This is a genomic window from Streptomyces sp. 3N207 (assembly GCF_052246355.1).
Classification (GTDB): Bacteria; Actinomycetota; Actinomycetes; order Streptomycetales; family Streptomycetaceae; genus Streptomyces.
In genome coordinates this window covers 74,133-98,466 of the sequence record NZ_JBQQBV010000019.1, presented here as the reverse complement: position 1 = coordinate 98,466, position 24,334 = coordinate 74,133, and the positions used below count along the sequence as shown (strand labels likewise).

24 protein-coding genes, 7 tRNA genes and 1 pseudogene are annotated in these 24,334 nt (G+C 70.7%); 10 read left to right on the top strand and 22 right to left on the bottom strand.

Features of this window, described 5'->3' with window-relative positions; all coding sequences use genetic code 11:
• Window positions 1-2: 2 nt before the first annotated feature.
• The 9 genes and pseudogenes from ruvA to pgsA all read right to left on the bottom strand — a co-directional run bounded on the left by ruvA (window position 3) and on the right by pgsA (window position 7,414).
• A complete protein-coding gene (ruvA, locus tag ACTWP9_RS26575; RefSeq protein WP_443248798.1) occupies window positions 3-629 on the bottom strand; it encodes a Holliday junction branch migration protein RuvA in 627 nt (208 codons plus the stop codon).
• The gene (gene ruvC / locus ACTWP9_RS26570) at window positions 626-1,186 is read right to left on the bottom strand and encodes a crossover junction endodeoxyribonuclease RuvC (protein ID WP_443248797.1); all 561 of its coding nucleotides are present in this window, start codon (window positions 1,184-1,186) and stop codon (window positions 626-628) included. Before ruvC ends, ruvA begins: the two co-directional genes overlap by 4 nt.
• A 200-nt stretch (window positions 1,187-1,386) precedes the next feature.
• The gene (locus ACTWP9_RS26565; protein WP_443248796.1) at window positions 1,387-2,139 is read right to left on the bottom strand and encodes a YebC/PmpR family DNA-binding transcriptional regulator; all 753 of its coding nucleotides are present in this window, start codon (window positions 2,137-2,139) and stop codon (window positions 1,387-1,389) included.
• A gap of 59 nt (window positions 2,140-2,198) precedes the next feature.
• Window positions 2,199-2,789 (bottom strand): pyridoxal 5'-phosphate synthase glutaminase subunit PdxT, encoded by a 591-nt coding sequence (gene pdxT / locus ACTWP9_RS26560; RefSeq protein ID WP_443248795.1) that lies wholly within the window; start codon window positions 2,787-2,789, stop codon window positions 2,199-2,201.
• A gap of 142 nt (window positions 2,790-2,931) precedes the next feature.
• Window positions 2,932-3,778 (bottom strand): annotated as a pseudogene (gene pdxS / locus ACTWP9_RS26555) (pyridoxal 5'-phosphate synthase lyase subunit PdxS).
• Window positions 3,779-3,996: 218 nt separating this feature from the next.
• Window positions 3,997-4,557 carry a hypothetical protein gene (locus ACTWP9_RS26550; RefSeq protein ID WP_443248794.1) on the bottom strand — a complete coding sequence of 187 codons (561 nt, stop codon included), beginning with the start codon at window positions 4,555-4,557 and terminating at the stop codon, window positions 3,997-3,999.
• A gap of 21 nt (window positions 4,558-4,578) precedes the next feature.
• On the bottom strand, window positions 4,579-5,751 hold the full coding sequence (locus ACTWP9_RS26545; protein WP_443248793.1) for a glycosyltransferase family 4 protein: 1,173 nt from the start codon (window positions 5,749-5,751) through the stop codon (window positions 4,579-4,581).
• Window positions 5,748-6,704, bottom strand: a complete 957-nt coding sequence (locus ACTWP9_RS26540) for a phosphatidylinositol mannoside acyltransferase (protein ID WP_443248792.1) — start codon at window positions 6,702-6,704, stop codon at window positions 5,748-5,750. Before ACTWP9_RS26540 ends, ACTWP9_RS26545 begins: the two co-directional genes overlap by 4 nt.
• Window positions 6,701-7,414: a phosphatidylinositol phosphate synthase gene (gene pgsA / locus ACTWP9_RS26535; protein WP_443248791.1), complete on the bottom strand. Its 714-nt coding sequence runs from the start codon at window positions 7,412-7,414 to the stop codon at window positions 6,701-6,703. Before pgsA ends, ACTWP9_RS26540 begins: the two co-directional genes overlap by 4 nt.
• 233 nt (window positions 7,415-7,647) lie before the next feature.
• On the opposite strand from pgsA, the gene ACTWP9_RS26530 reads away from it, so the two are divergent.
• The gene (locus tag ACTWP9_RS26530; protein ID WP_443248790.1) at window positions 7,648-9,837 is read left to right on the top strand and encodes an elongation factor G-like protein EF-G2; all 2,190 of its coding nucleotides are present in this window, start codon (window positions 7,648-7,650) and stop codon (window positions 9,835-9,837) included.
• 384 nt (window positions 9,838-10,221) lie between these two features.
• Window positions 10,222-11,895 carry a hypothetical protein gene (locus tag ACTWP9_RS26525; RefSeq protein ID WP_443248789.1) on the top strand — a complete coding sequence of 558 codons (1,674 nt, stop codon included), beginning with the start codon at window positions 10,222-10,224 and terminating at the stop codon, window positions 11,893-11,895.
• 18 nt (window positions 11,896-11,913) lie between these two features.
• Here ACTWP9_RS26525 and ACTWP9_RS26520 read toward each other — a convergent pair whose 3' ends face one another.
• The 7 genes from ACTWP9_RS26520 to ACTWP9_RS26490 all read right to left on the bottom strand — a co-directional run bounded on the left by ACTWP9_RS26520 (window position 11,914) and on the right by ACTWP9_RS26490 (window position 16,788).
• A complete protein-coding gene (locus ACTWP9_RS26520; RefSeq protein WP_443248788.1) occupies window positions 11,914-12,453 on the bottom strand; it encodes an HIT family protein in 540 nt (179 codons plus the stop codon).
• A gap of 88 nt (window positions 12,454-12,541) precedes the next feature.
• A complete protein-coding gene (thrS, locus tag ACTWP9_RS26515) occupies window positions 12,542-14,524 on the bottom strand; it encodes a threonine--tRNA ligase (RefSeq protein ID WP_443248787.1) in 1,983 nt (660 codons plus the stop codon).
• A 165-nt stretch (window positions 14,525-14,689) separates the two neighbouring features.
• Entirely contained in the window at window positions 14,690-15,607 is a 918-nt protein-coding gene (locus ACTWP9_RS26510) for a hypothetical protein (protein ID WP_443248786.1), read from the bottom strand.
• Between the two features lie 208 nt (window positions 15,608-15,815).
• Window positions 15,816-15,887 (bottom strand) — tRNA-Val (locus ACTWP9_RS26505).
• Between the two features lie 57 nt (window positions 15,888-15,944).
• On the bottom strand, window positions 15,945-16,238 hold the full coding sequence (locus ACTWP9_RS26500; protein WP_443248785.1) for an SRPBCC family protein: 294 nt from the start codon (window positions 16,236-16,238) through the stop codon (window positions 15,945-15,947).
• 64 nt (window positions 16,239-16,302) lie between these two features.
• A tRNA-Val gene (locus tag ACTWP9_RS26495) sits at window positions 16,303-16,374 on the bottom strand.
• Window positions 16,375-16,431: 57 nt separating this feature from the next.
• Window positions 16,432-16,788 (bottom strand): TIGR02611 family protein, encoded by a 357-nt coding sequence (locus ACTWP9_RS26490; RefSeq protein WP_443248784.1) that lies wholly within the window; start codon window positions 16,786-16,788, stop codon window positions 16,432-16,434.
• 199 nt (window positions 16,789-16,987) lie between these two features.
• Here ACTWP9_RS26490 and ACTWP9_RS26485 point away from each other — a divergent pair, with 199 nt between their 5' ends.
• Together ACTWP9_RS26485 and ACTWP9_RS26480 are read left to right on the top strand one after the other, a co-directional pair.
• Window positions 16,988-17,401 carry an SsgA family sporulation/cell division regulator gene (locus ACTWP9_RS26485; RefSeq protein ID WP_026005227.1) on the top strand — a complete coding sequence of 138 codons (414 nt, stop codon included), beginning with the start codon at window positions 16,988-16,990 and terminating at the stop codon, window positions 17,399-17,401.
• A gap of 249 nt (window positions 17,402-17,650) precedes the next feature.
• A complete protein-coding gene (locus ACTWP9_RS26480; RefSeq protein ID WP_443248783.1) occupies window positions 17,651-18,223 on the top strand; it encodes a CGNR zinc finger domain-containing protein in 573 nt (190 codons plus the stop codon).
• 21 nt (window positions 18,224-18,244) lie between these two features.
• Here the strand turns inward: ACTWP9_RS26480 and ACTWP9_RS26475 are convergent, their stop codons facing one another.
• Both ACTWP9_RS26475 and ACTWP9_RS26470 read right to left on the bottom strand, forming a co-directional pair.
• Window positions 18,245-18,406 (bottom strand): hypothetical protein, encoded by a 162-nt coding sequence (locus ACTWP9_RS26475; RefSeq protein ID WP_177214255.1) that lies wholly within the window; start codon window positions 18,404-18,406, stop codon window positions 18,245-18,247.
• Between the two features lie 137 nt (window positions 18,407-18,543).
• A complete protein-coding gene (locus ACTWP9_RS26470) occupies window positions 18,544-19,026 on the bottom strand; it encodes a hypothetical protein (protein WP_443248782.1) in 483 nt (160 codons plus the stop codon).
• A 104-nt stretch (window positions 19,027-19,130) separates the two neighbouring features.
• Here ACTWP9_RS26470 and ACTWP9_RS26465 point away from each other — a divergent pair, with 104 nt between their 5' ends.
• Window positions 19,131-19,682 carry a DsbA family protein gene (locus ACTWP9_RS26465; protein WP_443248781.1) on the top strand — a complete coding sequence of 184 codons (552 nt, stop codon included), beginning with the start codon at window positions 19,131-19,133 and terminating at the stop codon, window positions 19,680-19,682.
• A gap of 15 nt (window positions 19,683-19,697) precedes the next feature.
• Here ACTWP9_RS26465 and ACTWP9_RS26460 read toward each other — a convergent pair whose 3' ends face one another.
• Genes ACTWP9_RS26460 through ACTWP9_RS26450 form a run of 3 tightly spaced genes read right to left on the bottom strand, consistent with a single transcriptional unit; the run spans window position 19,698 to window position 22,553 of the window.
• The gene (locus ACTWP9_RS26460; RefSeq protein ID WP_443248780.1) at window positions 19,698-20,561 is read right to left on the bottom strand and encodes a GNAT family N-acetyltransferase; all 864 of its coding nucleotides are present in this window, start codon (window positions 20,559-20,561) and stop codon (window positions 19,698-19,700) included.
• Window positions 20,562-20,602: 41 nt separating this feature from the next.
• Window positions 20,603-21,424 (bottom strand): aminotransferase class IV, encoded by an 822-nt coding sequence (locus tag ACTWP9_RS26455; protein WP_443248779.1) that lies wholly within the window; start codon window positions 21,422-21,424, stop codon window positions 20,603-20,605.
• A gap of 37 nt (window positions 21,425-21,461) precedes the next feature.
• Window positions 21,462-22,553 (bottom strand): chorismate-binding protein, encoded by a 1,092-nt coding sequence (locus ACTWP9_RS26450; protein ID WP_443248778.1) that lies wholly within the window; start codon window positions 22,551-22,553, stop codon window positions 21,462-21,464.
• A gap of 144 nt (window positions 22,554-22,697) precedes the next feature.
• Between ACTWP9_RS26450 and ACTWP9_RS26445 the strand changes: the two genes are divergently transcribed.
• The 5 genes from ACTWP9_RS26445 (at window position 22,698) to ACTWP9_RS26425 (ending at window position 23,124) form a co-directional block, all read left to right on the top strand.
• Window positions 22,698-22,770, top strand: a tRNA-Gly gene (locus ACTWP9_RS26445).
• A gap of 32 nt (window positions 22,771-22,802) precedes the next feature.
• Window positions 22,803-22,876 (top strand) — tRNA-Cys (locus tag ACTWP9_RS26440).
• A 1-nt stretch (window position 22,877) separates the two neighbouring features.
• A tRNA-Val gene (locus ACTWP9_RS26435) sits at window positions 22,878-22,949 on the top strand.
• A 27-nt stretch (window positions 22,950-22,976) separates the two neighbouring features.
• Window positions 22,977-23,048 (top strand) — tRNA-Val (locus ACTWP9_RS26430).
• Between the two features lies 1 nt (window position 23,049).
• Window positions 23,050-23,124 (top strand) — tRNA-Val (locus ACTWP9_RS26425).
• Here the strand turns inward: ACTWP9_RS26425 and ACTWP9_RS26420 are convergent.
• Window positions 23,095-24,279, bottom strand: coding sequence for a phosphotransferase family protein (locus ACTWP9_RS26420; protein ID WP_443248777.1), 1,185 nt, complete (start codon window positions 24,277-24,279; stop codon window positions 23,095-23,097). The genes ACTWP9_RS26425 and ACTWP9_RS26420 overlap by 30 nt on opposite strands.
• Window positions 24,280-24,334 lie beyond the last annotated feature (55 nt).

Below are 24,334 nucleotides of genomic sequence, written 5' to 3'. Positions count from 1 at the left end.
CGTCACCGTGCCCGGTTCAGCGACTGGAGGGCGGCCTTCAACAGCGCACCGACCTGGGGCTCGCCACCGTCCGCGACAACGGCCTCCGCCTGCGGGGCCACGGCCGCGACCGCGTCGTCCGCCTCCTTGGTGGCGTACCCCAATCCGACCAGAGCTGCGTGGAGTTGCTCCTGCCATCCCGGCGCTGCGGGTGCCGCGGCCCCGCGCGAAGCGGGAACCGTGCCCAGCGGCTGTCCGAGCCGGTCCTTCAGCTCCAGCAGCAACTTCTGTGCGCCCTTCTTGCCGATGCCGGGCACGGCGGTCAGCGCCTTCTCGTCCCCGCCGGCGACGGCGAGCCGCAGCGCGTCGGGGCTGTGCACCGCGAGCATCGCCTGGGCAAGCCGGGGGCCCACCCCGCTCGCGGTCTGGAGCAGTTCGAAGATCTGCCGCTCGTCGTCGTCGGCGAAGCCGTAGAGGGTCAGCGAGTCCTCCCGTACGACCAGCGAGGTGGCCAGCTTGGCCGGCTCGCCCATGCGCAGCCCGGCGAGCGTGCCGGGCGTGCACTGGACCGCCATGCCGACCCCGCCGACCTCGATCACGGCGGAGCCGGGGCCGAGCGCGGCGACGGGTCCCGAGACGGAGGCGATCATCGAACGGTGCCCTTCCTGGGGTGCTGCGTACGCGAGGCGGGGTCGGCTTGCCGGGCTGCGACGGCCTGTTGGAGCCGGTTCTGCGCCGGGCCGCGCCAGATGTGGCAGACGGCGAGGGCCAGGGCATCCGCAGCGTCGGCGGGCTTCGGCGCCGCCGAGAGCCCCAGCAGGCGCGTCACCATGGCACCGACCTGCGCCTTCTCGGCCCGGCCCGAACCGGTGACGGCGGCCTTGACCTCGCTGGGGGTGTGCAGCGCCACCGGCAGTCCGCGCCGGGCCGCGCACAGCATGGCCACGGCACTTGCCTGCGCTGTGCCCATGACGGTGCGGACGTTGTGCTGGCTGAACACCCGCTCCACCGCGACCGCTTCGGGGCGGTGTTCGTCCAGCCACTCCTCCAGCCCGCGCTCGATCAGCACCAGCCGCTCGGGGATCTCCGCCTCGGCAGACGTACGGATCACACCGACGCCCGCCATGGTCAGCCGCCGCCCTGCGACACCGTCGACCACGCCGATGCCGCAGCGGGTCAGCCCGGGATCGACCCCCAGCACGCGCAATGCCGTCCCCCTCTCCAGGTGTCTCCCGGTGTGCCCTGTGCAACCGTGCCTGTGTTCCCGCAGGTTATCGGGAACCTCTGACAGAAGCGGGGCGCGCCCCGTAAGGGGCGCGGGGAATTGCGCGAGAACCACAACCCAGCCGCAAGCCCGCGCACCACAGGCAGGGGCACCCCCTCACCAGAACAGAGGGAGCGACGGCGCTACGCGTCGACCTTCGCCATCACATCGTCGGACACATCGAAGTTCGCGAAAACGTTCTGCACGTCGTCGCTGTCGTCCAGCGCGTCGATCAGCTTGAAGATCTTGCGGGCGCCGTCCTCGTCCAGCTCGACCTGCATGCTGGGGACGAAGCTGGCCTCGGCCGAGTCGTAGTCGATGCCCGCATCGACCAGAGCAGTGCGCACCGCGACCAGATCGGTGGCCTCGCTGATCACCTCGAAGTTTTCGCCGAGGTCGTTGACCTCCTCGACGCCCGCCTCCAGCACGGCACCGAGGATGTCGTCCTCGGTCCGGCCGTTCTTCGGGACGATGACGACGCCCTTGCGGTTGAACAGGTAGGAGACCGAGCCCGGGTCGGCCATGGAGCCGCCGTTGCGGGTCATGGCGACCCGCACGTCGGAGGCCGCGCGGTTGCGGTTGTCGGTGAGGCACTCGATCAGCACGGCAACGCCGTTGGGGCCGTAGCCCTCGTACATGATCGTCTCGTAGTCGGCACCGCCGGCCTCAAGTCCCGCGCCCCGCTTGACCGCGCTGTCGATGTTCTTGTTGGGAACCGACTGCTTCTTCGCCTTCTGAATGGCGTCGTAGAGGGTCGGGTTGCCCTCCGGGTCGGCGCCGCCCATGCGGGCCGCGACCTCGATGTTCTTGATCAGTTTCGCGAAGAGCTTGCCGCGCTTGGCATCGATCACGGCCTTCTTGTGCTTGGTGGTTGCCCACTTAGAGTGGCCGGACACAGCCTCGCTCCTTCACAGTCCCAACTTCTTCCCGACGCGGAGATCCTACCGTCAGCAACTCAGTGTGCTGACCGCACCATCTCCGTGAACAGGGCGTGCACCCGCTGGTCGCCGGTCAGCTCCGGATGGAAGGCGGTGGCGAGCAGATGCTGCTGCCGGACGGCCACCGGGTGACCGTCGTAGGAGGCCAGTGTCTCGGCTGCCGCACCGGTCGATTCGACCCAGGGGGCGCGGATGAAGACGCCCTCCACCGGACCGCCGGGAACCGTCGGCATATCGAGGGCCGCCTCGAACGACTCGTTCTGCCGTCCGAACGCGTTGCGGCGGACGATCATGTCGATACCGCCGATGGTCTCCTGCCCGGAGCGGGGGTCGAGGATCTTGTCGGCGAGCATGATCATGCCGGCGCAGGAGCCGTACGCGGGCATCCCCTGGGACACCCGCTCGCGGAGTCGGTCCATGAGGCCGAACGTGACGGCGAGCTTGCTGATGGTGGTCGACTCGCCGCCCGGGATGACGAGGCCGTCGACTGCGTCGAGCTCTTCGGGGCGCCTGACCTGTACGGGGTTCGCCCCCGATGCCTTCAGGGCTGCGAGGTGTTCGCGGACGTCGCCCTGGAGGGCGAGTACGCCGATCGTTGGCACAGACACGGTGCGGGTCCTTCTTCGTTGCGGGATGCCTACGCGGGGTGGGCGTTGCGGTGGGTGGACGGGCGCCGCCCCCTGTTGGCACCCGTACCGCCTTACGGGACGGTCCGGGTGCCGACAGAGGGCGCGTGCTCCGCTGCCGCTGTCACCAGCCGCGGCTGGCGTAGCGCTCCGTTTCCGGGAGGGTGTCGCAGTTGATGCCGACCATGGCTTCGCCCAGGCCGCGGGAGGCATCGGCGATGATCTTGGGGTCGTCGTAGAAGGTGGTGGCCTTCACGATGGCCGCGGCGCGCTTGGCCGGGTCGCCGGACTTGAAGATGCCGGAGCCGACGAAGACGCCCTCCGCGCCGAGCTGGCGCATCAGCGCGGCGTCCGCCGGGGTGGCCACGCCGCCCGCGGAGAAGAGGACGACCGGCAGCTTGCCCGCCACCGAGACCTCCTTGACCAGCTCGTACGGCGCGCGCAGTTCCTTGGCCGCCGCGTAGAGCTCGTTGTCGTCCAGGACGGTCAGCTTGCCGATCTCGTTCTTGATCTGGCGCATGTGCCGGACGGCCTCGACGACGTTGCCGGTGCCGGCCTCGCCCTTGGAGCGGATCATGGCCGCGCCCTCGGCGATCCGGCGCAGGGCCTCGCCCAGGTTGGTGGCGCCGCAGACGAAGGGCGTGGTGGGCGAACTTGTCGCTGTGGTTGGCCTCGTCGGCCGGGGTGAGGACCTCGGACTCATCGATGTAGTCGACACCGAGCGCCTGGAGCACCTGGGCCTCGACGAGGTGACCGATGCGGGACTTGGCCATCACCGGGATCGAGACGGCTTCGATGATGCCCTCGATCATGTCCGGGTCGGACATCCGGGCCACACCGCCGTCCTTACGGATGTCGGCGGGCACACGCTCCAGCGCCATCACGGCGACGGCACCCGAGTCCTCGGCGATCTTCGCCTGCTCGGGGGTGACGACATCCATGATCACGCCGCCCTTGAGCTGCTCGGCCATGCCCCGCTTGACGCGGGCGGTACCGGTCTCGGGGCGCTGCGCCGCAGCCGACGCCGAGGATGCTGTGGCGGTGGACGGAGTTGACACGTTCGACCTCGCTGAAGGGGTGGTGTTCGACGGGACCGCTCAGGTCCTTGGTAAGCCTGCTCGAACTGGGCCGCCTGCGAAAAGGGCCAATCGCCGGGCTGTGGCCTGCAAACCCCCGCCCACCAGTGCCGTCAGTCTTCGGAAGGGTGCCCCCGGTCGGCCAGCACCGGTGGCGGCTCGTCGTCCATCTCGAACGCCAGCGGCGACGGGGCGTGCCCGGCCAGCCGGAACCAGCGCACGGTGCGGTGGCTCCGCAGCGCCCGCGCAGCCCGTACGGCGTCGTTGTGGAAGCGTCTCGCCATGGGCACCCTGCGTACCGCCGCGCTCAGCTCGCCGGCCGTCTCATGGCCGCCGGGCGCCTCCCGTACGGCCTCCAGTTGGGCGCTCTCGGCGAAGACGGCCCGCAGTGCCTGACTCAGTTCGCTCTCGGCGACCTCGCGCTGCTCCTCCTCGGCCTGCCGGGCGTCGTGTGCGGCCTGGTAGAGCACCATCGAGGCCGCGGGGTCCAGGACGCCCGCCGTGGCGAGCTCCTGGGCGATGGAGGCGCGGCGCAGCAAGGTGGCGTCCAGCGCGGCCTTGGCCGCGTCGATCCGCGCGTGCAGCCGGTCCAGGCGGCCGGCTGTCCAGCTCAGATAGACGCCGACGAGCAGCAGCGCTACGACGATCCAGATGACGGTGGTGAGGGTCGGCATCGTAGGTATCGGGTCCTAGGTTCAGTCCCGGGCGAGGCCGAACCGGGCCCACAGCCCGGTGCGCTCGTCGGGTGCGACGGAAGCGGCACCGTCCGTGACCGTCTCGTACACGGCGAGGATGTCGGCGCCCACGGTGGACCAGTCGAACCGGCGCACATGCCGGGTGCCGCGCTTGCACAGGTCGGCGCGGCGTCCAGGGTCGGCGAGCAGGCGTACGGCGGCGCCGGCCAGTGCGTCCGCCTGCTCCACCGGGAACAGCTCGCCGGACGCTCCCCCGTCCAGCACCTGCTCGAAGGCGTCCAGATCGCTGGCCAGCACCGGAGCACCGGCCGACATCGCCTCCACCAGGATGATCCCGAAGGACTCGCCACCCGTGTTGGGCGCGACGTAGAGGTCGACACTGCGCAGCAGCCGGGCCTTGTCCTCGTCACTGACCATGCCGAGGAACTCCACGCTCTCCCGCATGGCGGGCGGCAGCTGGGCGACCGCCTCCTGCTCGTCGCCCCGCCCCGCGACCAGCAGTCGGGTGCCCGGGGCCGCCTTCAGGATGGCGGGCAGCGCCTTCATCAGCACCGGCAGGCCCTTACGGGGCTCGTCGATCCGGCCGATGAACCCGATCGTGTGACCTTCGGGGCCGCCCTGCCACTCCTGTTTGGGCTCGGCGTCGGCGAAGAACCCGACGTCGACCCCGTTGGGGATGGTGACCGCGTCCCCGCCCAGGTGTTCGACAAGGGTGCGGCGCGCGTACTCGCTCACCGCGATCCGGGCGCTGATCTTCTCCAGCGCGGGCTGGAGGATCGGATACGCCGCGATCATCGCCCTGGAGCGCGGGTTGGAGGTGTGGAAGGTGGCGACGATGGGGCCCTGCGCCGCCCAGCAGGCCAGCAGCGCCAGCGAGGGAGTGGCCGGCTCATGGATGTGCAGTACGTCGAAGTCGCCGTCATGCACCCAGCGGCGGACCCGGGCCGCCGAGAGGAAGCCGAAGTTCAGCCGCGCCACCGAGCCGTTGTACGGCACGGGCACGGCGCGCCCCGCCGAGACGACGTAGGAGGGCAGCGGGGTCTCGTCGTCCGAGGGCGCCAGTACGGACACCTGGTGCCCCAGCCGGATCAGATGCTCGGCCAGATCGCGGACGTGGAACTGGACGCCGCCGGGGACGTCCCACGAGTAGGGGCAGACGACGCCGATCCTCATCCGGGCCCCCGCTCGCCCGCGTCCGTCGCCTCGCCGGACGCCGGGCCCCTGCCCGGGGCCGGCTCCAGGTCGGCGAGCCAGAAGCGCTGGAGCATGTGCCAGTCCTGCGGATGCTCGGCGATGCCCGCTGCGAAGGTGTCGGCGAGGGTCTGCGTCATGGCCGCGACCCGCTCCCTGCGCCCCTCGAGCTCCGGCACCGGAACCGGCTCGTGGACTCTGGCCTTCATCCGCGGCGGCGCCTCGTACCAGAGCGTCACCGGCATCAGCAGCGCCCCGGTCTGCTGGGCCAGCAGTGCCGGGCCGGCGGGCATCCGGGTGGCCTCACCGAAGAACTTGACCTCGATCCCGCTGGCGGACAGATCGCGGTCGGCGACCAGGCAGACGAAGCCGCCCGCCCGCAGCCTGCGCGCCAGCGTGCCGAACGCGGAGGAGCCACCGTGCGGCAGCACCTCCATGCCCAGGCTCTCCCGGTAGGCGACGAACCGGTCGTAGAGGCTCTCCGGCTTGAGGCGCTCGGCAACCGTGGTGAAGGGCGTACGGGTCGCGGTCACCGCCCAGGCGCCTGCCAGGTCCCAGTTGCCCATGTGCGGCAGCGCGAGTATGACACCGCGACCGGAGGCGAGCGCGTCGGTGAGCCGGTCCACGTTCTCCACGTCGACGCTGTCGAGAATGTGCTGCTCGCTGTAGGCAGGCAGCCGGAAGGACTCCATCCAGTAGCGCAGATAGGAGCGCATCCCGGCGCGGGAGAGCTGCCGCAGACGGGCCGGCGACGCGTCCGGCACCACCCGGGCGAGGTTGGCCTCCAGCCGCGTGACGCCCTTGCCGCGGCGTCGCCACACCGTGTCTGCCAGCTGCCGGCCCAGCGCAGCGGCGGCGGGCTCGGGCAGCTTCTTGACCCCTGCCCAGCCCATCCCGTAAAGCGAGTCGGTGAGCCGGTCGCGCAGCGCGCTCAAGCGGTCCTCCCCTTCTCCTCCGCCTCGTCCCCCGCAGGGGTCTGCCGCTCCTCCGGTACGGACTTCGACTCCTCCGCCGCTGCCAGCTCCGCGGACTCCCGGCGCACCGTGACCACTCGCTGACCGAGGGTGACGGCGCTGCCGACCGCGACCACCCACAGGGCGATCGGGAGGAGCACGCCGATGTTCGGGACGCCGAACGTGGCCTCGAAGCCTGAGAAGCCCGCCAGCACCAGCGTGATCACCAACCGCTCGGACCGCTCCACCAGCCCGTTCACATTCACCGGCAGCCCGATGCTCTCGCCCCGTGCCTTGGTGTAGGAGACGACCTGTCCGCTCGACAGGCAGAACAGCGTCACCGCGCACAGCACCAGGTCGTCGCCCCGGCCCGCGTACCACATCGCGATTCCGCCGAAGACGGCCGCGTCCGCCACCCGGTCGAGCGTGGAGTCCAGGAAAGCCCCCCAGCGGCTGGAGCGGCCCAGCTGCCGCGCCATGTTGCCGTCCACCATGTCCGAGAAGACGAACAGCGTGATGACGACGGTGCCCCAGAAGAACTCCCCGACGGGGTAGAAGATCAACGCTCCCGCCGTCACTCCGACGGTGCCGACCAGGGTGACGGCATCGGGGCTCACTCCCCGGCGCAGCAGCATCGCGGCGAACGGGGTGAGGACACGCGTGAAGAAAGCACGCGCGTACTTGTTCAGCATGACCGTCCCTGGTACGTCGAGGGCGAGCCGGATGACGGTGTGGCCACCGGGTGGCCCATCGTAGTCACGCGGCGGCAGCGCTCGGCGCACACGGTCGGGTAGTGCGGTGTCGGTCGCGGTCTCACGTATGGACGCCTGTCGGCAGCGGTGTAAAGCTCGGAAGAACCGTGGTCTTCGCGACCGCTCGGCCCCTTCAGCGTGCTCCAGCAGGTGACAACCGGAAGGCGGGACACATGGCCGACAAAGCGAACGCACACCCCGGAGCCGCCGGCAGGGCAGCGGCGGCCGACCACCCCGCCGCGGTACGGAACGTGGTGCTGGTCGGCCACAGCGGAGCCGGCAAGACGACTCTGGTCGAATCCCTCGCACTCGCCTCGGGTGCGGTCAACCGGGCCGGACGGGTCGCGGACGGCACCTCGCTCTCCGACTACGACGAGATCGAGCACCGCCAGCAGCGCTCCGTCCAGCTCTCCTTGGTGCCTGTCGCCTGGAACGGCATCCGGATCAATCTGCTCGACACCCCCGGCTACGCGGACTTCGTCGGCGAGCTGCGGGCCGGGCTGCGCGCCGCGGACGCCGCCCTCTTCGTCGTCTCGGCCGCCGACGGTGTGGACGGAGCCACCCGGCTGGTGTGGCAGGAGTGCGCGGCCGTCGGTATGCCGCGCGCCATTGTCGTCACCCATCTCGACGCCGCCCGCGCCGACTTCGACGAGATGACCGCCGTCTGCCAGGAGCTGCTGGGCGGCGACGACCCCGACGCCGTCATCCCGCTCTACCTGCCGGCGCTCGGCGAACGCCGCTCCGACGGCACCGCCCCGGTCACCGGCCTGATCGGGCTGCTCACCCAGAAGCTGTTCGACTACGGAAACGGACAGCGCACCGAACGCGATCCGGACGAGGGACAGCTGCCCCTCGTCGAGGAGGCCAGGAACCGGCTGATCGAGGGCATCATCGCGCAGAGCGAGGACGAGTCGCTCATGGACCGCTATCTCGGCGGCGAGGACTGCGACGTCAAAACGCTCATCGAGGACCTGGAGAAGGCCGTGGCCCGCGGCACCTTCCACCCCGTGCTGGCTGCCGCGCCCGCCACCGACGGCGCCAAGCAGGGCCTGGGCACCGTCGAACTGCTGGAGCTGATCACCGGCGGCTTCCCGACCCCCGAGGAACACGGAATCCCCGCCGTCACCACGCCGGACGGCAAACCGCAGCCGACGCTCGACTGCGACCCGGCGGGCCCGCTCGCCGCCGAGGTCGTCAAGACCTCCTCCGACCCGTACGTCGGCCGGATCTCCCTCGTACGTGTCTTCTCCGGCACCCTGCGCCCCGACGAGACCGTGCACGTCTCCGGACACGGGCTGGCGGACCGGGGCCACGAGGACCATGACGTCGACGAGCGGATCGGCGCCCTGTCCGCGCCGTTCGGCAAACAGCAGCGCTCCCTCGACGCGGCCATCGCGGGCGATCTTGCGTGCGTGGCCAAGCTCAGCCGCGCCGAGACCGGCGACACCCTCTCCGCCAAGGACCACCCGCTGCTGATGGCGCCCTGGGAGATGCCCGACCCGCTGCTCCCCGTCGCCATCCAGGCCCACAGCAAGGCCGACGAGGACAAGCTCTCCCAGGGCCTCGCCCGGCTGGTGGCCGAGGACCCGACCATGCGGCTGGAGCAGAACCCCGCCACCCACCAGCTCGTCCTGTGGTGCATGGGCGAAGCCCACCGGGACGTCGCCCTGGAGCGGTTGCGGTCCCGCTACGGGGTGCAGGTGGACACCGTGGAGCACAAGGTGTCGCTGCGCGAGACCTTCGCCTCACCGGCCGACGGGCGCGGACGGCATGTCAAACAGTCCGGCGGACATGGGCAGTACGCCATCTGCGACATCACCGTCGAGCCCCTGCCGGGTGGTTCGGGCATCGAGTTCGTCGACAAGGTGGTGGGCGGCGCGGTACCCCGCCAGTTCATTCCTTCGGTGGAGAAAGGCATCCGCGCCCAGGCCGCCAAGGGCGTTGCCGCGGGCTACCCGCTGGTGGACGTACGGGTCACACTCGTCGACGGCAAGGCGCACTCCGTCGACTCCTCCGATGCGGCCTTCCAGACCGCGGGCGCGCTCGCCCTGCGCGAGTGCGCGGGCCAGGCGAAGATCCACCTGCTGGAACCGGTCGCCGAGGTGGAGGTGGAGGTCCCGGACGACTATGTGGGCGCCGTGATGAGCGACCTGTCCTCCCGGCGCGGCCGGGTGCTCGGCACCGAACAGGCCGGACCGGGCAGCACGACGGTGCGCGCCTCGGTACCCGAGATCGAGATCAGCAGATACGCGATCGACCTCCGCTCGATGTCCCACGGCACCGGCCGCTTCTCCCGTACGTACGCACAGCACGAACCGATGCCGCAGCAACAGGCAGCGCGAATCCTGGAGGCAACGGGGTAGGGCGTGCCCCGCGGTTTGCCCGTGCCCGGCGTCGGGGGCTGCGCTTGCCCACCCTGCGCCCCTGGCGCAGACTGCCCAAGCTTCGCGGGCAAGCCATCAAGGGGCGCGGGGAACTGCGCGACAAGCCACAACGCGCCCGCAGCCTGCGTACGCCGGACAGGGGCAGCCCCTGCCCAGAATCAGGGAAGGGAGCCGGCCCTCGGCCGGGCCACCCCGCGGCGGGGTAACCCCGTAATGCGACGGTCGCAACATCACCGCGGCTGAGGCAAGATGTGTGCCGACCACGGCAGTTGGGCAGCCGTCTGTCGTGGTCGGCGGCACCAACCGCACCTGCGCGGTCGGCACCGGGTGCCGCGAGCCAGATCCGAGCGGAGTGGGGGCCCAGTGGCCGGATTCGACGATCTCAGCAGCCAGCCTGATGTGGCGGCCGAGTTCACGCCAGGCGCCCAGGTCCCCATCTCCGGATCGGGCGGCCAGACGGCGGCGACCCAGGCGCTCGCCTCCGCCGCGTACCGCGACGACGAGGTCAAGAAGCTCATCGACGCCAACCCCGAGGCGAGTTTCAAAAAGCCCCGGCTCTCGCTGTTCGAACCCAATCTCGGCGAAGCGTTCTCCCGGGCCGTCCAGACCCGGCTGCTCGGCGGGGCCCGCAAGCCGATCATCCAGTCCTTCGGCATCGAACCGCAGACCGTCGTCGAGCACTGCCTGGCCGCCACCCGGGTACGCAAACAGCGCGACACGCGGCTGACCATGGTGATGACCCTCTTCGGGCTGCTGTTCCTGCCCGGAGTGCTGCTGTGGCTGCTGGCGTTCCAGCTGCGCCGCATGATCGCCGGCTCCAAGGACAAGCGCGCCGGCGCCCTCGGCATGGTGGCGATGGTCGCCGTCGGAGCGCTGGTCGTACTCTTCGCGATCAAGCTCCCGTTCAGCGGCTTCCTGGGCATCTATCTGCGGGCCATGTTCGTCGCACCGATCGTCGGCGGACTCTGGGCCAAGCAGATCTGCGAGCGGTACGCGAAGGACCTGCGCAGCCGCTGGCAGAGCATGCTGGGCGGCGCCGGGGTCGGCCCCAAGATCCCCGAAGCCGTGCCCCAGGACCCGGGCGACGCGGGCGCCGAACGCATCCGGCTCGGCCTGGCCAAGGTCGCCGCCGAACAGGCCAGCAACCTCGTCTACTACGCGGGACCCAAGGGGATATTGGGCATGGGCACCCGGTGGGGCAGCTGGCAGCTGGCCGAAGAGCTGACCCCCGCCCGCGGCAGCGAGGAGATCCACCCGTTCCGCAGCTGGGACGTGATCCGCGCGATCCACGACCAGCTCCGCATGCTGGAGCGCGGCCCGCTGCACACCGGCGGATTCCCCACCCCCTCGATACGGCACTGGATCGTCTCGCCCATCGCCGAGGGCGCCAAGGAGGTCAAGCGCCCCGACGGCCAAGAGGTCGAGGGCTACCGCATCAAGGACTTCGAGATACAGCGCATCTGCAACGAGCAGCAGTTCGGCGCGGGCAACCGGCACTATCTGGGCGTCCAGTTCGTGCTCTGGGACGGCCAGTTGGTGATCACGCTGCTGATCAGCGTCACCGTGCTGCACCACACGCTGCGGATCGAGGTCACGGGGCACGCGCTCGGCCCCGTCGACGGGCTCTTCACCAGCGGCCCGAAGGCCAAGACCAAGCAGGTCGCCAAGAGCGTCAAGTTCTGGGAGACCCGCACGGTCAAGCTCCCGCTGGTGGAGACCAGGGAGGTCGTACGCCTCGCCGCGCGCGCCCCGCTGACCTGGTTCCCGCCCGTGCTGGACTACCTCGGCGGCAAGCTCAGCCTGCCCGAGCCGTTCGGCCTGCGGCACGCCTGGGCCAAGAAGCCCTGGCGGCACCGGTTCATGGCCGATGACGCCATGCGCGCGGCAACACCGGTACTGCGGGTGGTGCACTCGGCGGCCATGAAGGTGCTGGAGGAGAACGGCTGCAACGTCGAGAAGTTCGGCAGCCGCTCGCTCAACCTCAGCGCCGCGGTCCAGGACGCCAAGCCCTTCAAGGCCGACGTCTACGACGCCTGATCCACGACGCCTGAGGGATCACCACGCCTCGGCCAGCATCGCCCGGGTGTCTGCCAGCAGTTGGGGCAGCACCCGGGTGTGGCCGACCACCGGCATGAAGTTGGTGTCACCGCCCCAGCGGGGCACCACGTGCTGGTGGAGATGGGCGGCGATACCGGCGCCCGCGACCGAGCCCTGATTCATGCCGACGTTGAAGCCGTGCGCTCCGGAGACGCGGCGCAGCACGGTCATCGCGTGCTTGGTGAACGACGCGAGCTCCAGCGTCTCGTCCTCGTTCAGCTCGGTGTAGTCCGCGATGTGCCGGAAGGGGACGGTCATCAAGTGTCCGCCGTTGTACGGGTAGAGGTTGAGCACCGCGTAGACGTGCTCGCCGCGGGCGATGATCAGCCCGTCCGCGTCGGACTTCTCCGGAATGGTGCAGAAGGGGCAGCCGTCCTCGGCGCCGGGGCCGCTCGGCTTGTTCTCGCCCTGGATGTAGGCCATCCGGTGGGGCGTCCACAGGCGCTGGAACTGGTCCGGCGCCCCCACTCCGATCTGCTGCTCCGGCTCACTCGTCATGTCCGCCAGCTTATGCGCCGTCCGGCGTCGGACACGAGGAGGGGCGGACCCCCGGGAAGGCCCGCCCTCACTCACGATAACTGCGCGTTCACACCTGGATACGACGCTCCACTGCGTCCAGGATCTCCGCAATCGCCTGCTCCTGCGGGATGCCGTTCTTCTGGGAGCCGTCCCGGTAGCGGAAGGACACCGCACCGTTCGCAATGTCCTCGTCACCCGCGATCACCATGAACGGGACCTTGCTCTTCTGCGCGTTGCGGATCTTCTTCTGCATCCGGTCCGAGGACGAGTCGACCTCCATCCGCAGCCCCTTCGCCTTCGCTGCGGCGGCGAACTCCGTCAGGTACGGCACATGGTCGTCGCCGATCGGGATGCCGACCGCCTGCACCGGCGCGAGCCAGGCCGGGAAGGCGCCCGCGTAGTGCTCCAGCAGAACGGCGAAGAAGCGCTCGATGGAACCGAACAGCGCGCGGTGGATCATCACGGGCTGCTGGCGGGAGCCGTCGGCAGCGGTGTACTCCAGACCGAAGCGGGCGGGCTGCTGGAAGTCGACCTGGATGGTCGACATCTGCCAGGTACGGCCGATGGCATCGCGGGCCTGGACGGAGATCTTCGGCCCGTAGAAGGCGGCGCCGCCCGGGTCCATGACCAGCTCCAGGCCCTGCTTGCCTGCGGCCTGCCGCAGCGCCTCGGTGGCCTCCTCCCACTCCTCGTCGGTGCCCATGAACTTGTCCGACTCGGGGTCGCGGGTGGACAGCTCCAGATAGAAGTCGGACAGGCCGTAGTCGCGGAGCAGGTTGAGGACAAAGGTGAGTAGATTGTCCAGCTCGTCCGGCATCTGCTCCTTGGTGCAGTAGATGTGCGAGTCGTCCTGGGTGAACCCGCGGGCCCGGGTGAGCCCGTGCACGACGCCGGACTTCTCGTACCGGTAGACGGTGCCGAACTCGAACAGCCGCAGCGGCAGCTCCCGGTACGACCGTCCCCGCGCCCGGAAGATCAGGTTGTGCATCGGGCAGTTCATCGCCTTGAGGCGGTAGTTCTGCTCGTCGAACTCCAGCGGCGGGAACATGCTGTCCGCGTAGTTCGGCAGATGGCCCGAGATCTCGAAGAGCCGCTCCTTGGTGATGTGCGGCGTGTTGACGAAGTCGTAGCCGGACTCCTCGTGGCGCCGGCGCGAGTAGTCCTCCATGACCTTGCGGACGACGCCGCCCTTGGGATGGAAGACGGCGAGCCCGGAGCCCAGCTCCTCGGGGATGGAGAAGAGGTCCAGCTCGGTGCCGAGCTTGCGGTGGTCGCGCTTCTCGGCCTCGGCGAGGAATTCCAAGTACTGCTTGAGCTCGTCCTTGGTCGGCCATGCGGTGCCGTAGATCCGCTGGAGCTGCGGGTTCTTCTCGCTGCCGCGCCAGTACGCGGCAGCGGAACGCATCAGCTTGAAGGCGGGGATCAGCCGGGTGGAGGGCAGGTGCGGGCCCCGGCACAGGTCCTTCCAGCACAGCTCGCCGCTCTTGGCGTCGAGGTTGTCGTAGATGGTCAGCTCGCCGGAGCCGACCTCGGCCGAGGCACCTTCGGCGGCGTTGGCTGCGTTGCCCTTGAGGCCGATCAGCTCCAGTTTGTACGGCTCGCCCGTCAGCTCCTCGCGGGCCGCCTCGTCGGTGGTGACGCGGCGGGAGAAGCGCTGGCCCTGCTTCTGGATCTGCTGCATCTTCTTCTCGATGCGCTTGAGATCGTCGGGGGTGAAGGGCTCGGCGACGTCGAAGTCGTAGTAGAAGCCGTCCTTGATGGGCGGGCCGATGCCGAGCTTGGCCTCGGGGAAGAGCTCCTGGACGGCCTGCGCCAGCACATGCGCGGTGGAGTGGCGCAGGATGTCCAGACCGTCGTCGCTGGTGATCTCGACGGGCTCGACTTCATCGCCGTCGGCCAGCGGGTGGGCGAGGTCCTTCAGCTCGCCGCCGACCCGTGCGGCGACGACCGAGCGCTCGCCCTCGAAGAGCGCGGCGGCCGTAGTGCCCGTCGTCACCACGCGCTCTTCCCGCTCGGAATCGCGTTGGATGGTCACACGGACATCTGACACCGGTCTCTCCTGACTCTCACCTGGGATGCGCGGCCGTCGCCACGCCGTGAACGCGGGCATACCGCGCCGTCGAATCGTACCGAGCAACGCCCCCCGACCGCGAAACGGTCGGGAGTCCCGACCGCGCACCGGCGACGGCCGGTGCGGGCCTCCGTTGCGGCCCGCTCAGCCGCCCATGCCACGCTCGAAGTCGTCGAGGCCGTACCGCAGCTGCTTCAGCAGCCGTTCGCGCGCCGCCTCGGGCACCGGAACCGGGGCGACGTCGTAAGCGCCACTGAGCCGCCGGAAGCCGCCCCTGCTCTCCAGCAGCCCGGCGATCCGCAGCGGCAGCCCCGCCAGATGGGCGTGGACGGCGCGGCGGTAGCCCTCCTCGTCCAGCCGGGCCCGTATCTGGGTCACCTCGGTCCCGGCGAGCACATCCAGCCGAACCGACCCGGGCCCGTCGGGCCGGGCGCGACGCAGCCGTACGACGGTGCCCGTCACCCGCACGGGAACGGAGGGCTCCGCACGTATGTAGTGCCGCCCGGCCACCTCCAGTGCGGACAGGTCGCCGGGGGTGAAGACGACGGGCAACGGCCGCTGCGGACAGCCCTGCGGCGTCCCGGCCGTCCGCGACCAGACGAGGGTGATCTGCACCCCCTCGGTGCCGCGTACCAAGTCACCGAGCGACTCGGTGAGTTCGGCACAGCAGCCGTCCGCCACGGCGGCGTCGAAGTGCTCGGTGGCACCGGTGGCGCGGTAGCGGCACACGGCGTCGGCGGTGGCCCGCAGGGCGCGGCTGAGCACAGCGAGCTCCCGGCTGCCGTCCTGCGGGCCGGGAGTGACGCGGGCGGTCAGCAGCCGGCCCGCATGGCTCTCCTCGGAGCTCTCGTCGTACCGCACGCCTTCGGTGAACGCGTCGGCCCGCCGCTCACCGCGGGCCCCGTGGAAGCCGGTGGACCGGTGGGCGGCGAGTGCGCCGGCGCGCAGCATCGCGCGGGCTGCCGTGCTCAGCTTCTGCCGGGCACGCCAGGTGGCTGCCGTATTGCTCGCGGGCAGTTCGCGTCTCCAGTGGATCTCATCGTCGTCGGCGGCGACTCGCATCACGCTCTCCGTGTCCCGGCCACTCCCCTCCTTCTCCTGACCGCGGATCGGTGCCGCAAACGGCCGCTTTCGCAGATGAGATGCGGAAACCGGAGAAACGAAGAAGTGAGAAGCGGAGAACGGGGAAACAGAAAAAGAGGCCGTCCCGTCTGCTGACGGTCCGGCCTCCGGCGATCTCACGCGCAGGTGATCCCACACGAACACGGGGTGGGCGATACTGGGTTCGAACCAGTGACCTCTTCGGTGTGAACGAAGCGCTCTCCCACTGAGCTAATCGCCCCGGGCGTTCCGCCTTCGGTGCGGCGGCACGGCAGAACAATACAGTGCGCCTCACTCTTCATCCAAACCCCTTTCCAGCAGGGCCCGCAGGCCCCGCAGACCGCCGCTCACCCCGATCTCGAGGACCCCGGCCGCCCGGTCGCGGCGGGATTGTGCGGAGAGTTACGGAGAGTTCATACAGCAGCACGGACCGGATGCGCAGCTCGGCACCGTCCTCACCGGTCCGGTCGATGCGGCGCACCTGGTGCCACCACTCGGGATATCTCTCAGCCCGTTCCAGTACGGCAAAGACCCGGGCCGGCGGAGCAGCGAGCTGCCATGCCGCATGGGAGCGGTAGTGGTTACGGCCCACGCCGACCCTCCGGAAACGCCTCGGGGCCCGGAAGCTGATCACTTCCGGGCCCCGGTGCACTGGGTGGGCGATACTGGGTTCGAACCAGTGACCTCTTCGGTGTGAACGAAGCGCTCTCCCACTGAGCTAATCGCCCGTTGGCGCGCCCAACATTACCGCATGTCAGCGGGTGCTCATGACCAACGGCCGGGCCTCAGCGGGACTGCCGCTCCGCCCGTTGGGCAAGCTTGCGCTCCTTGCGCGCCGCCCGGCGATCCTTCAGCCACTGGGTGCCCTCCCGGTATTTGCGCTTGGTCCACCGCAGGACGTGCTGCGCCCAGACGAACTCGGTCGCCCACACAGCCATCCCGCCGAAGATCACCAGCCAGCCGGGCCCCGGCAGGGGCAGCATGATGATGCCGCCGGCCACGATCGCCAGGCCGACGAGGAAGATCCCCACGCGCCAGCTCATGTGCAGCGGTCGGGAAGCCTGAACGAATCTCGGCGCGCGTGAACCGAGCGGCTTCTCCTCCCGGATATTACGCGGCATTGCGTCACTCTCCGCAGTCATGAGGGACAAGGTACCTGACGCCTTTCGAACAGGCCGGTTCACTTGATCGGCCGTACATCCCAAACCTACAAGAGCCGTACGAAGGATTCGATTCCGTACAAATCAGTCAGAGGGGTTTACAACCGGCGCGTAGGTGGCATGTCGATTTCGCCGACGTGCGAATCCCCGAGCGCACACTGAGCGAAAGGCCCTGGCGCTTATGAACACAACGGTGAGCTGTGAGCTGCACCTGCGCCTCGTTGTTTCGAGCGAGTCCTCACTGCCTGTACCAGCGGGCCTGCGGTACGACACGGCGGACCCCTACGCCGTGCACGCCACCTTCCACACCGGTGCCGAGGAGACCGTGGAGTGGGTCTTCGCCCGCGATCTCCTTGCCGAGGGCCTGCACCGGCCCACGGGCACCGGGGACGTCCGAGTCTGGCCGTCCCGCAGCCACGGACAGTCCGTGGCCTGCATCGCCCTCAGCTCCCCGGAGGGCGAGGCCCTGCTCGAGGCCCCGGCGCGGGCACTGGAATCCTTCCTCAAGCGGACCGACGCGGCCGTGCCGCCCGGTACCGAGCACCGCCACTTCGACCTCGACACCGAGCTCTCGCACATCCTCGCCGAGAGCTGAGACCGCCGGTCACCGCGGCCGTCCGACTCGGGGCGACGGCCGACGGTTCCCGGCAGCCGTGTGCCACGGCACCGCTTCGTGTAACGGCACACTGCGACGCCGCCGCCGCGTAGAGATACGCGGCGGCGGCGTCGCTGCGTTCGGCAACTCCACGGCTACCGGCCGGAAACAGGCGGCTCCCGGGCGGGGCGCAGCGACTAGGCTTCCGCATCAGGCCGGAGATGTTCCCGGACACGGCAGGAGCGGCCCGTGCAGATCAACCACGACACCCGGTGTGCGCTCGACCAGGTGGTCGAGCTGCTGAACACCATGGCGGACAGCGACACCCCCGACACGCTGGTGTCCGTGGCGGACCTGCGCGCCTACGTGGAGCGCAACGACGTCAGTGGCGTCGGCAAGCTCACCGAGGACGACCTGCGGGCCGTACGTGAGGCCCGGGAGCGCTTCGCGCAGGTGTTCGCGGCGGAGGACTCGCGTACGGCGGCCCGGCTGATCAACGCGCTGGTCGCGGAGGCCGGGACGACGCCGCAGCTCACCGACCACGACGGCTACGACTGGCACGTCCACTACTTCGCGCCCGACGCCTCCCTCGCGCAGCATCTGGCCGCCGACGGTGGCATGGCGCTGGCGTTCGTCCTCGTCTCCGGCGAACGGGACCGGCTGCGCCGCTGCTCCGCGCCGGACTGCCGGCGCGCCTTCGTCGACCTGTCCCGCAATCGCTCCCGCCGCTACTGCGACAGCCGCACCTGCGGCAACCGCCTCCATGTGGCCGCCTACCGCGCGCGCCGCCGGGAGTCGACCGGGGCAGCCACCCGGGGCTGAGCCCTGCCGCGCGTCCGGCCCTCACAGCAGCAACAGATCATGCACCCCCGCGGCGCCGAGCAACACCGCGATCACAGCGAGGAACAACATCAGCGGCGGTTGGGAGAGTGCGTACAGACATCCCTTGGGCTCGGAGGGCGGCAGCTCGTCGAGCTCGATCGCGGAGTTCGGCGTCGTGTCCATCTCGCCGTGATCATGTCTCAGCCACTACGACCCCGTGCGACCGCACGCCCCCTTTCCCGGGGATTTCCGACAAAACCCCGCATGCCGCCCGCTGGGCGTGCTAGGGGCGCCCGGGAGGCCCGGGAGGGGCGGCGGGGTCAGATGCCGTGCTTTTTGAGGATGGCTTCGATGTCGGAGAAGTCTTCGCCGGAATCGGCGGGCTTGCCCTTGCCCTGCTTGGTCTTCTCGGGCTTGGCCTTCCGCTGGGTGGCGGGTGGGCCGGAGGAGGTGAGGGCGGGGGTATCGGCAGCGGGCTCCGCGGCGCTGGACTGCCGGCGGGCGGGCTTGGCCGCGGCACGGCCTGCGGCGGCACGGCCGATGGTCCACAGCACGACGGCGCAGGCCAGCACGGCGAACCCGGCCCAGACGGTGGGCTTGAGCACCAGATCTGCCGCCCAGCTGCCGAACGCCCTGCCGATCTTCCCGCCGAGGCCGACCAGCCCGGACATCGCCAGCCCGACCGGCACCAGCGCGACGGCGGCGAGCCGCGTCGCGGCGGCGAAGCGGCGCCGCCATGCCGTCAGGAAGGCGACGGCGAGGCCCGCCGCGGAGAGCGCGGCGCAGACGGTGGTGGTGAGCATGTCTCCATCGTCGCACCGGGCAGGCGGTGGCGGCCATGGCCGGGCGCCCGGTTCAGGGAGATCTCCGGGTCGGGTGCCCTCCTCGGGGCTGAGAGACTGTGGCCATGGACAACACCACCGACTCCGGCACCTCCCTCCCCCAGCCTTCGGCCGGGAGGTACCCCGACGCCCACGCCACGCTCGACGTGTGGTGCGATCTCCAGTGCCCGGACTGCCACCGGGCCCAGGGCGATCTGCGGGCGCTGCGCGAGCGGTACGGCGACGGTATGGAGATCCGGCTGCGGCACTTCCCGCTGGAGAAGAACAAGCACGCGTACGCCGCTGCCCAGGCGTTCGAGGAGGCGTACGAGCAGGGCAAGGGCGAGGAGTACGGCGAGGCGCTGCTCGCCCGCACCGAGCAGCTCGGTGAGCGCGGCGAGGAGCTGCTGGTGGAGCTGGCGCGCGAACTGGGCCTGGACGCCGAGGAGTTCTCCTCCGCGCTGATCGACGGCCGGCATCTGCTGGCTGTGGACGCCGACCAGGCCGAGGGCAAGGCGATCGGGGTGACGGGAACGCCGACGTATGTCATCGACGGGCAGCGGCTGGACGGCGGCAAGAGCCAGGAAGGGCTGCGGGAGCGCATCGAGGAGATCGCCGACCGGCTGCTCGGCCGCTGATCCGCAGCTGGACGGCTACAGCAGCGTCTTGACGAAGTAGCGCTCCACCGGGCGGTAGCCCAGCGAGGTGTAGAGCCGCCGCGCGGGCGTGTTGTCGGCGAAGACGTTGAGCCCGAGCCGGTCGGCCCCCGCGTCCAGGCAGCTGCGCTCGGCGGCCAGCATCAGCGAGCGTCCATGGCCCTCCCCGCGCCGCTCGGGCACCACGCTGATGTCGTAGACCCAGGCGTCCACTTCGGTACGGGGCAGCCCGGTGAAGGCCAGCCAGACCGAGCCGACGTCGGTGCCTTCGCAGGTGAGGACCCGCAGCGCGACCCCGGGTGAGGCGGCACCGTCCGGCAGTTGGGTGCGCCGGACGGCCGCGGACCGGGCGGCGGCCTGTTCAGGGCTGAAGCCGAGAGAGACAAGTCCCTCGATGAAAGTCGCGGCGCCTGCTTCCCACCAGGCGTCGAACTCCCTCTCGGTCAGCGGCCGGACCGCGCTGCCGGGCGGCAGCTCGGGCCGCCGGCCAAGCTGCTTGATCATGTGACAGCTGCGTTCCGTATAGCCGAGTACGCCCAGCAGGTGCACGCCCGCGGGCACCGCTTCCCCGCTGCCGTCGGTGTCGGCGGCCAGCGGCACGCTCGTCTCCACATGTGTGCAGCCCCAGCCCCGCAGTGCCTCCTCGGCCGCCAGCGCCGCGACGGTTCCCCGCCCCCGGCGCCGCTCGCCCTCGTCGACGTACAGCCGCTCCAGCCGACCGAGGGCAGGCCCGTCCTCGCCGGGGCCGAGGAGGGCGACGGCGCCGACCGGGCGGGAGTTGACACAGATCTCGTACGCGCGCGAGCGCCTGCCCTCGGCGGTGCGGCTCTCGGGACCGGTGGGGCGCAAGGTGGTCGTCACAGTCCGGTTCTACCCGTCGGCCGTCGCGCCCCACCACCGGTTCACGGGTCGATATCGGCCGCCGAGCGCTCCTCGAAGACCCGCATCGCCTTGGCGGTCACCGGGCCGGGCGCGCCGGGCAGGGTGCGTCCGTCCAGCCGCGCCACGGCCTGGATGTCGCGGAGGCTGGAGGTCACGAAGATCTCCTCGGCCCGCTCCAGCACATCCATCGGCAGCTCGGTCTCCCGGCCGCCCGCCCATTCGAGGACCAGCGCCCGGGTGATGCCCGCCAGACAGCCGGAGGACAGCGGCGGTGTGTGCAACTCGCCGTCGAGGACGACGAAGACGTTGGTGCCGGTGCCCTCGCACAGCTGCCCGTGGGTGTTGGGGAACAGCGCCTCGGTGGCGGCCTGTTGACGGGCGCGGGCGAGCGCGACGACGTTCTCCGCGTACGAGGTGGTCTTCAGTCCGGTGATGGCGCCGCGCTCGTTGCGGGTCCAGGGGACGGTGACGACCGAGGTGGTGTCCGGCCTGCGGGTCGCCTGGCCGACGGCGACGACGAGGGTGGGCTTCGCCTCGCCGCGGTCCGAGCCGAGCGGGGAGAGGCCGCCCGTGTAGGTGATCCGCAGCCTGCCGAAGGGCATGGGGTTCGCGGCGACGACGGCGTCGCAGGCCCGCCGTACCTCGTCCAGGTCGGGCTCGGGCAGACCGAGGCCGCGTGCGGAGGAGGCGAGCCGGTGCAGATGCCGGGTGAGAGCGAACGGTGTGCCGTCAGTGGTCTTCACGGTCTCGAAGACGCCGTCGCCGACCGTCAGCCCATGGTCGAGCACGGAGACGTTCGCGCTGTGTGCGTCCCGCAGTCCGCCGTCGAGCCAGATCTTCACTGCTGTTCACCTCGGGGAGCCTCTGGGGACCGCTGTGTCACCGGGCCTGTGCCGCGGTCTCGTGTCCGTCGTACTCCCCCGACGCTACCGCGAGCAGCCGGGAAGCCTTCAGTTCGGTCTCCCGCCACTCCTGCTCCGGGTCCGAGTCCCAGATGATGCCCGCGCCGGTACCGAAGCGCAGCAGGGGGCGTGGGTGGTCATGCTCGATCCAGAAAGTACGGATACCGACGGCCAGCTCACCGATCCCACGGTCGGCGTCGACCCAGCCGATGCCTCCGGTGTACGGGCCGCGCGGCACCGTCTCCAGCTCGTCGATCAGGCGCAAGGCGCTGGACTTGGGCGCCCCGGTGATCGAACCGGGCGGGAAGGTGTCCCCCAGCAGCCGCGCCCACGCCCCGGGCCCGGTGCCGGGTGTCTCCGCGGTCTCCGGCAGCTCGCCGCGGACGGTGGAGACCAGATGGACCAGGCCACGGTAGGGCTCGGCCGCGCAGAGCTGGGGGACGGTGATGGAGCCTGGCACACAGACCCGGCCGAGGTCGTTGCGGACCAGGTCCGTGATCATCACGTTCTCGGCCCGCTCCTTCTCCCCCAGGTCGGCCGCCGAGCGGCCGGTGCCCTTGATGGGGCCGGACTCGACGGTGCGTCCCGTGCGGCGCAGATACAGCTCGGGGGAGGCCGTGGCGATCTCCACACCGTGTGCGGGCAGGCGCACGGTGCCCGCGTACGCCGCCGGGGTACCGAGGGCGAGCCGGGCCGTGAGCTGGTCGATGTCGGCGGCCCCCGGGGAGGGGTCGGGCAGCGGTGCGGACAGCACGCGGCAGAGGTTGACCTGGTAGACGTCGCCCGTACCGATGGCCGCGCGGATCCGCCGCACGCCCTCGGTGTAGCCGGCGCGGTCCAGGGAGCTGACCCAGCTGCCGGCCGCGGGGCCCCGCCAGCGGCCCGGCACCGGTGCGGGGAGAGGGGCGGGGCGTACGTCGCCGAAGCGGGCGCAGCACAGCCCGCCCTCGTAGTCGGCGACGACGGCCCACCAGCCCGAGGAGTCGAGAGCCTCGGGATCGCTGGTCACGTCGCGGAGGTCGGTGGCAAGGCAGCCGCCCAAACGGGCGAGCGGGGTCGGATCGGACACGGTTTCGAGTCTATGAGGGCCGCTGGGCGGCCACGCTGCGGAAACGGAATTTGAGCTGGCCCGGGAATCCGCTAAAGTTCAACACGTCGCCGAGGCGCAAGCGCCCCGGGGACTGCCTCCCGGGCGCGGCCTGGGAAAGGCACTGCGGACGTGGCTCAGCTGGTAGAGCATCACCTTGCCAAGGTGAGGGTCGCGAGTTCGAATCTCGTCGTCCGCTCGACGTGGGGGACCTCCCGGGCCCCCGCACTTGGTGGAGTGGCCGAGAGGCGAGGCAACGGCCTGCAAAGCCGTCTACACGGGTTCAAATCCCGTCTCCACCTCCAAGGACGATTAGCTCAGCGGGAGAGCGCTTCCCTGACACGGAAGAGGTCACTGGTTCAATCCCAGTATCGTCCACCGGGTCCGGTGACCACCGGACCTTCCGCGCGGTTAGCTCAGCGGGAGAGCGCTTCCCTGACACGGAAGAGGTCACTGGTTCAATCCCAGTACCGCGCACGGACGATTAGCTCAGCGGGAGAGCGCTTCCCTGACACGGAAGAGGTCACTGGTTCAATCCCAGTATCGTCCACCAGCGCAAAGAGGGCTCCGGCGGTTCCGCCGGGGCCCTCTTTCGTGTGCCTTCGAGGGCGGGAGAAGAGCATCCGTCCGACGACCGCTGCGGCGCGGGGAGTTCGGTCCATTCGATAAGCGCCGCGATCCGGGCGCATGCGGCCACGCACGCCTCCTCCGCCTCGTCCAGCGACCGGCCCTCCGTACGGGCCTTGGCGACGCCGAGTGCCGCGCTCTGAACCGTCAACGCACGGGCGGCCGGGTCGAGATACGCCCACGGGTCGGCACCTGCCAGACCCCGCAGCGTGCTGCCTGCGCGGAGCGCACCGGCGGCCCGGACCGTACGGGTGTACGCGTCGAAGAAGCGCTCCCACTCGGCGGGCGGGAGGAGCCCGGCCGCGTACCAGCAGGCGGGGCGGCCCAGGTCCCAGGCGGGGTCGCCGAGGCCGAGGTCGTCGACGTCGATGAGGTGCCAGGGGCCGTCGGGCGGCGGGTGCCGCACGAGCTGGCCGAGGTGGAAGTCGCCGTGGCAGAGGGTGTGGGCCTCGGGCGGCGGCTCCTCGTCCCGGCACCACGGCGGCAGCGCGGCCCAGGCACGCTCGACGGCTTCGGCCGCCGCAGTGTGCGCGCCCGGCGGGGCGTTCCGCATCCGCGTCAGGGCACGGCGGGCTTTGGCGGGTCCGCGCATCGGCGGCAGGGGGCCGGGAAGTTGGGCGGCTGCGGGGAGCGGCGCAAGGTGCAGCCGGGCCAGGAGCTCGCCCGCCGCCTCCCAGGGGGCGGCGGCCGCGTCGCCCGGGTCCACCGGGGCTCCGTACGGCCAGACGCTGCCGACCCGGCCGCCCGGCAGCGACACCGTCCCGCTGTCCGAGACGGGGGGCAGCAGCACGCCCTGATACGTCGCGGCAGCCGCAATCCGCACCCGTATGTCCAGCGGCGCCACCTCGGCATCGGGTGCGTGCGCCTTGGCGACCCGGTCCCCGGCCCGTACGACGGTGGTGTCGGCGCGCTCGGCGACCACCTTGCCGTTGCCCGCGGGGTCCCCGGCGAGCACGCCGAGCGCCCGGTGCAGTGCGGTGTCACCGGCGGGGCTGTCGGGGAGGGGCATGGAGTTCTCCAAGCGTTCGACGACCACAACGTACGGCGGTGCCCGCACCCCCGTGCGGCGCCAGGGGGTCATGTGGCGGCAGCGGACCGGGAGGTTGTGGATACGCGAGGGCCCGGGTAGCTCCCCA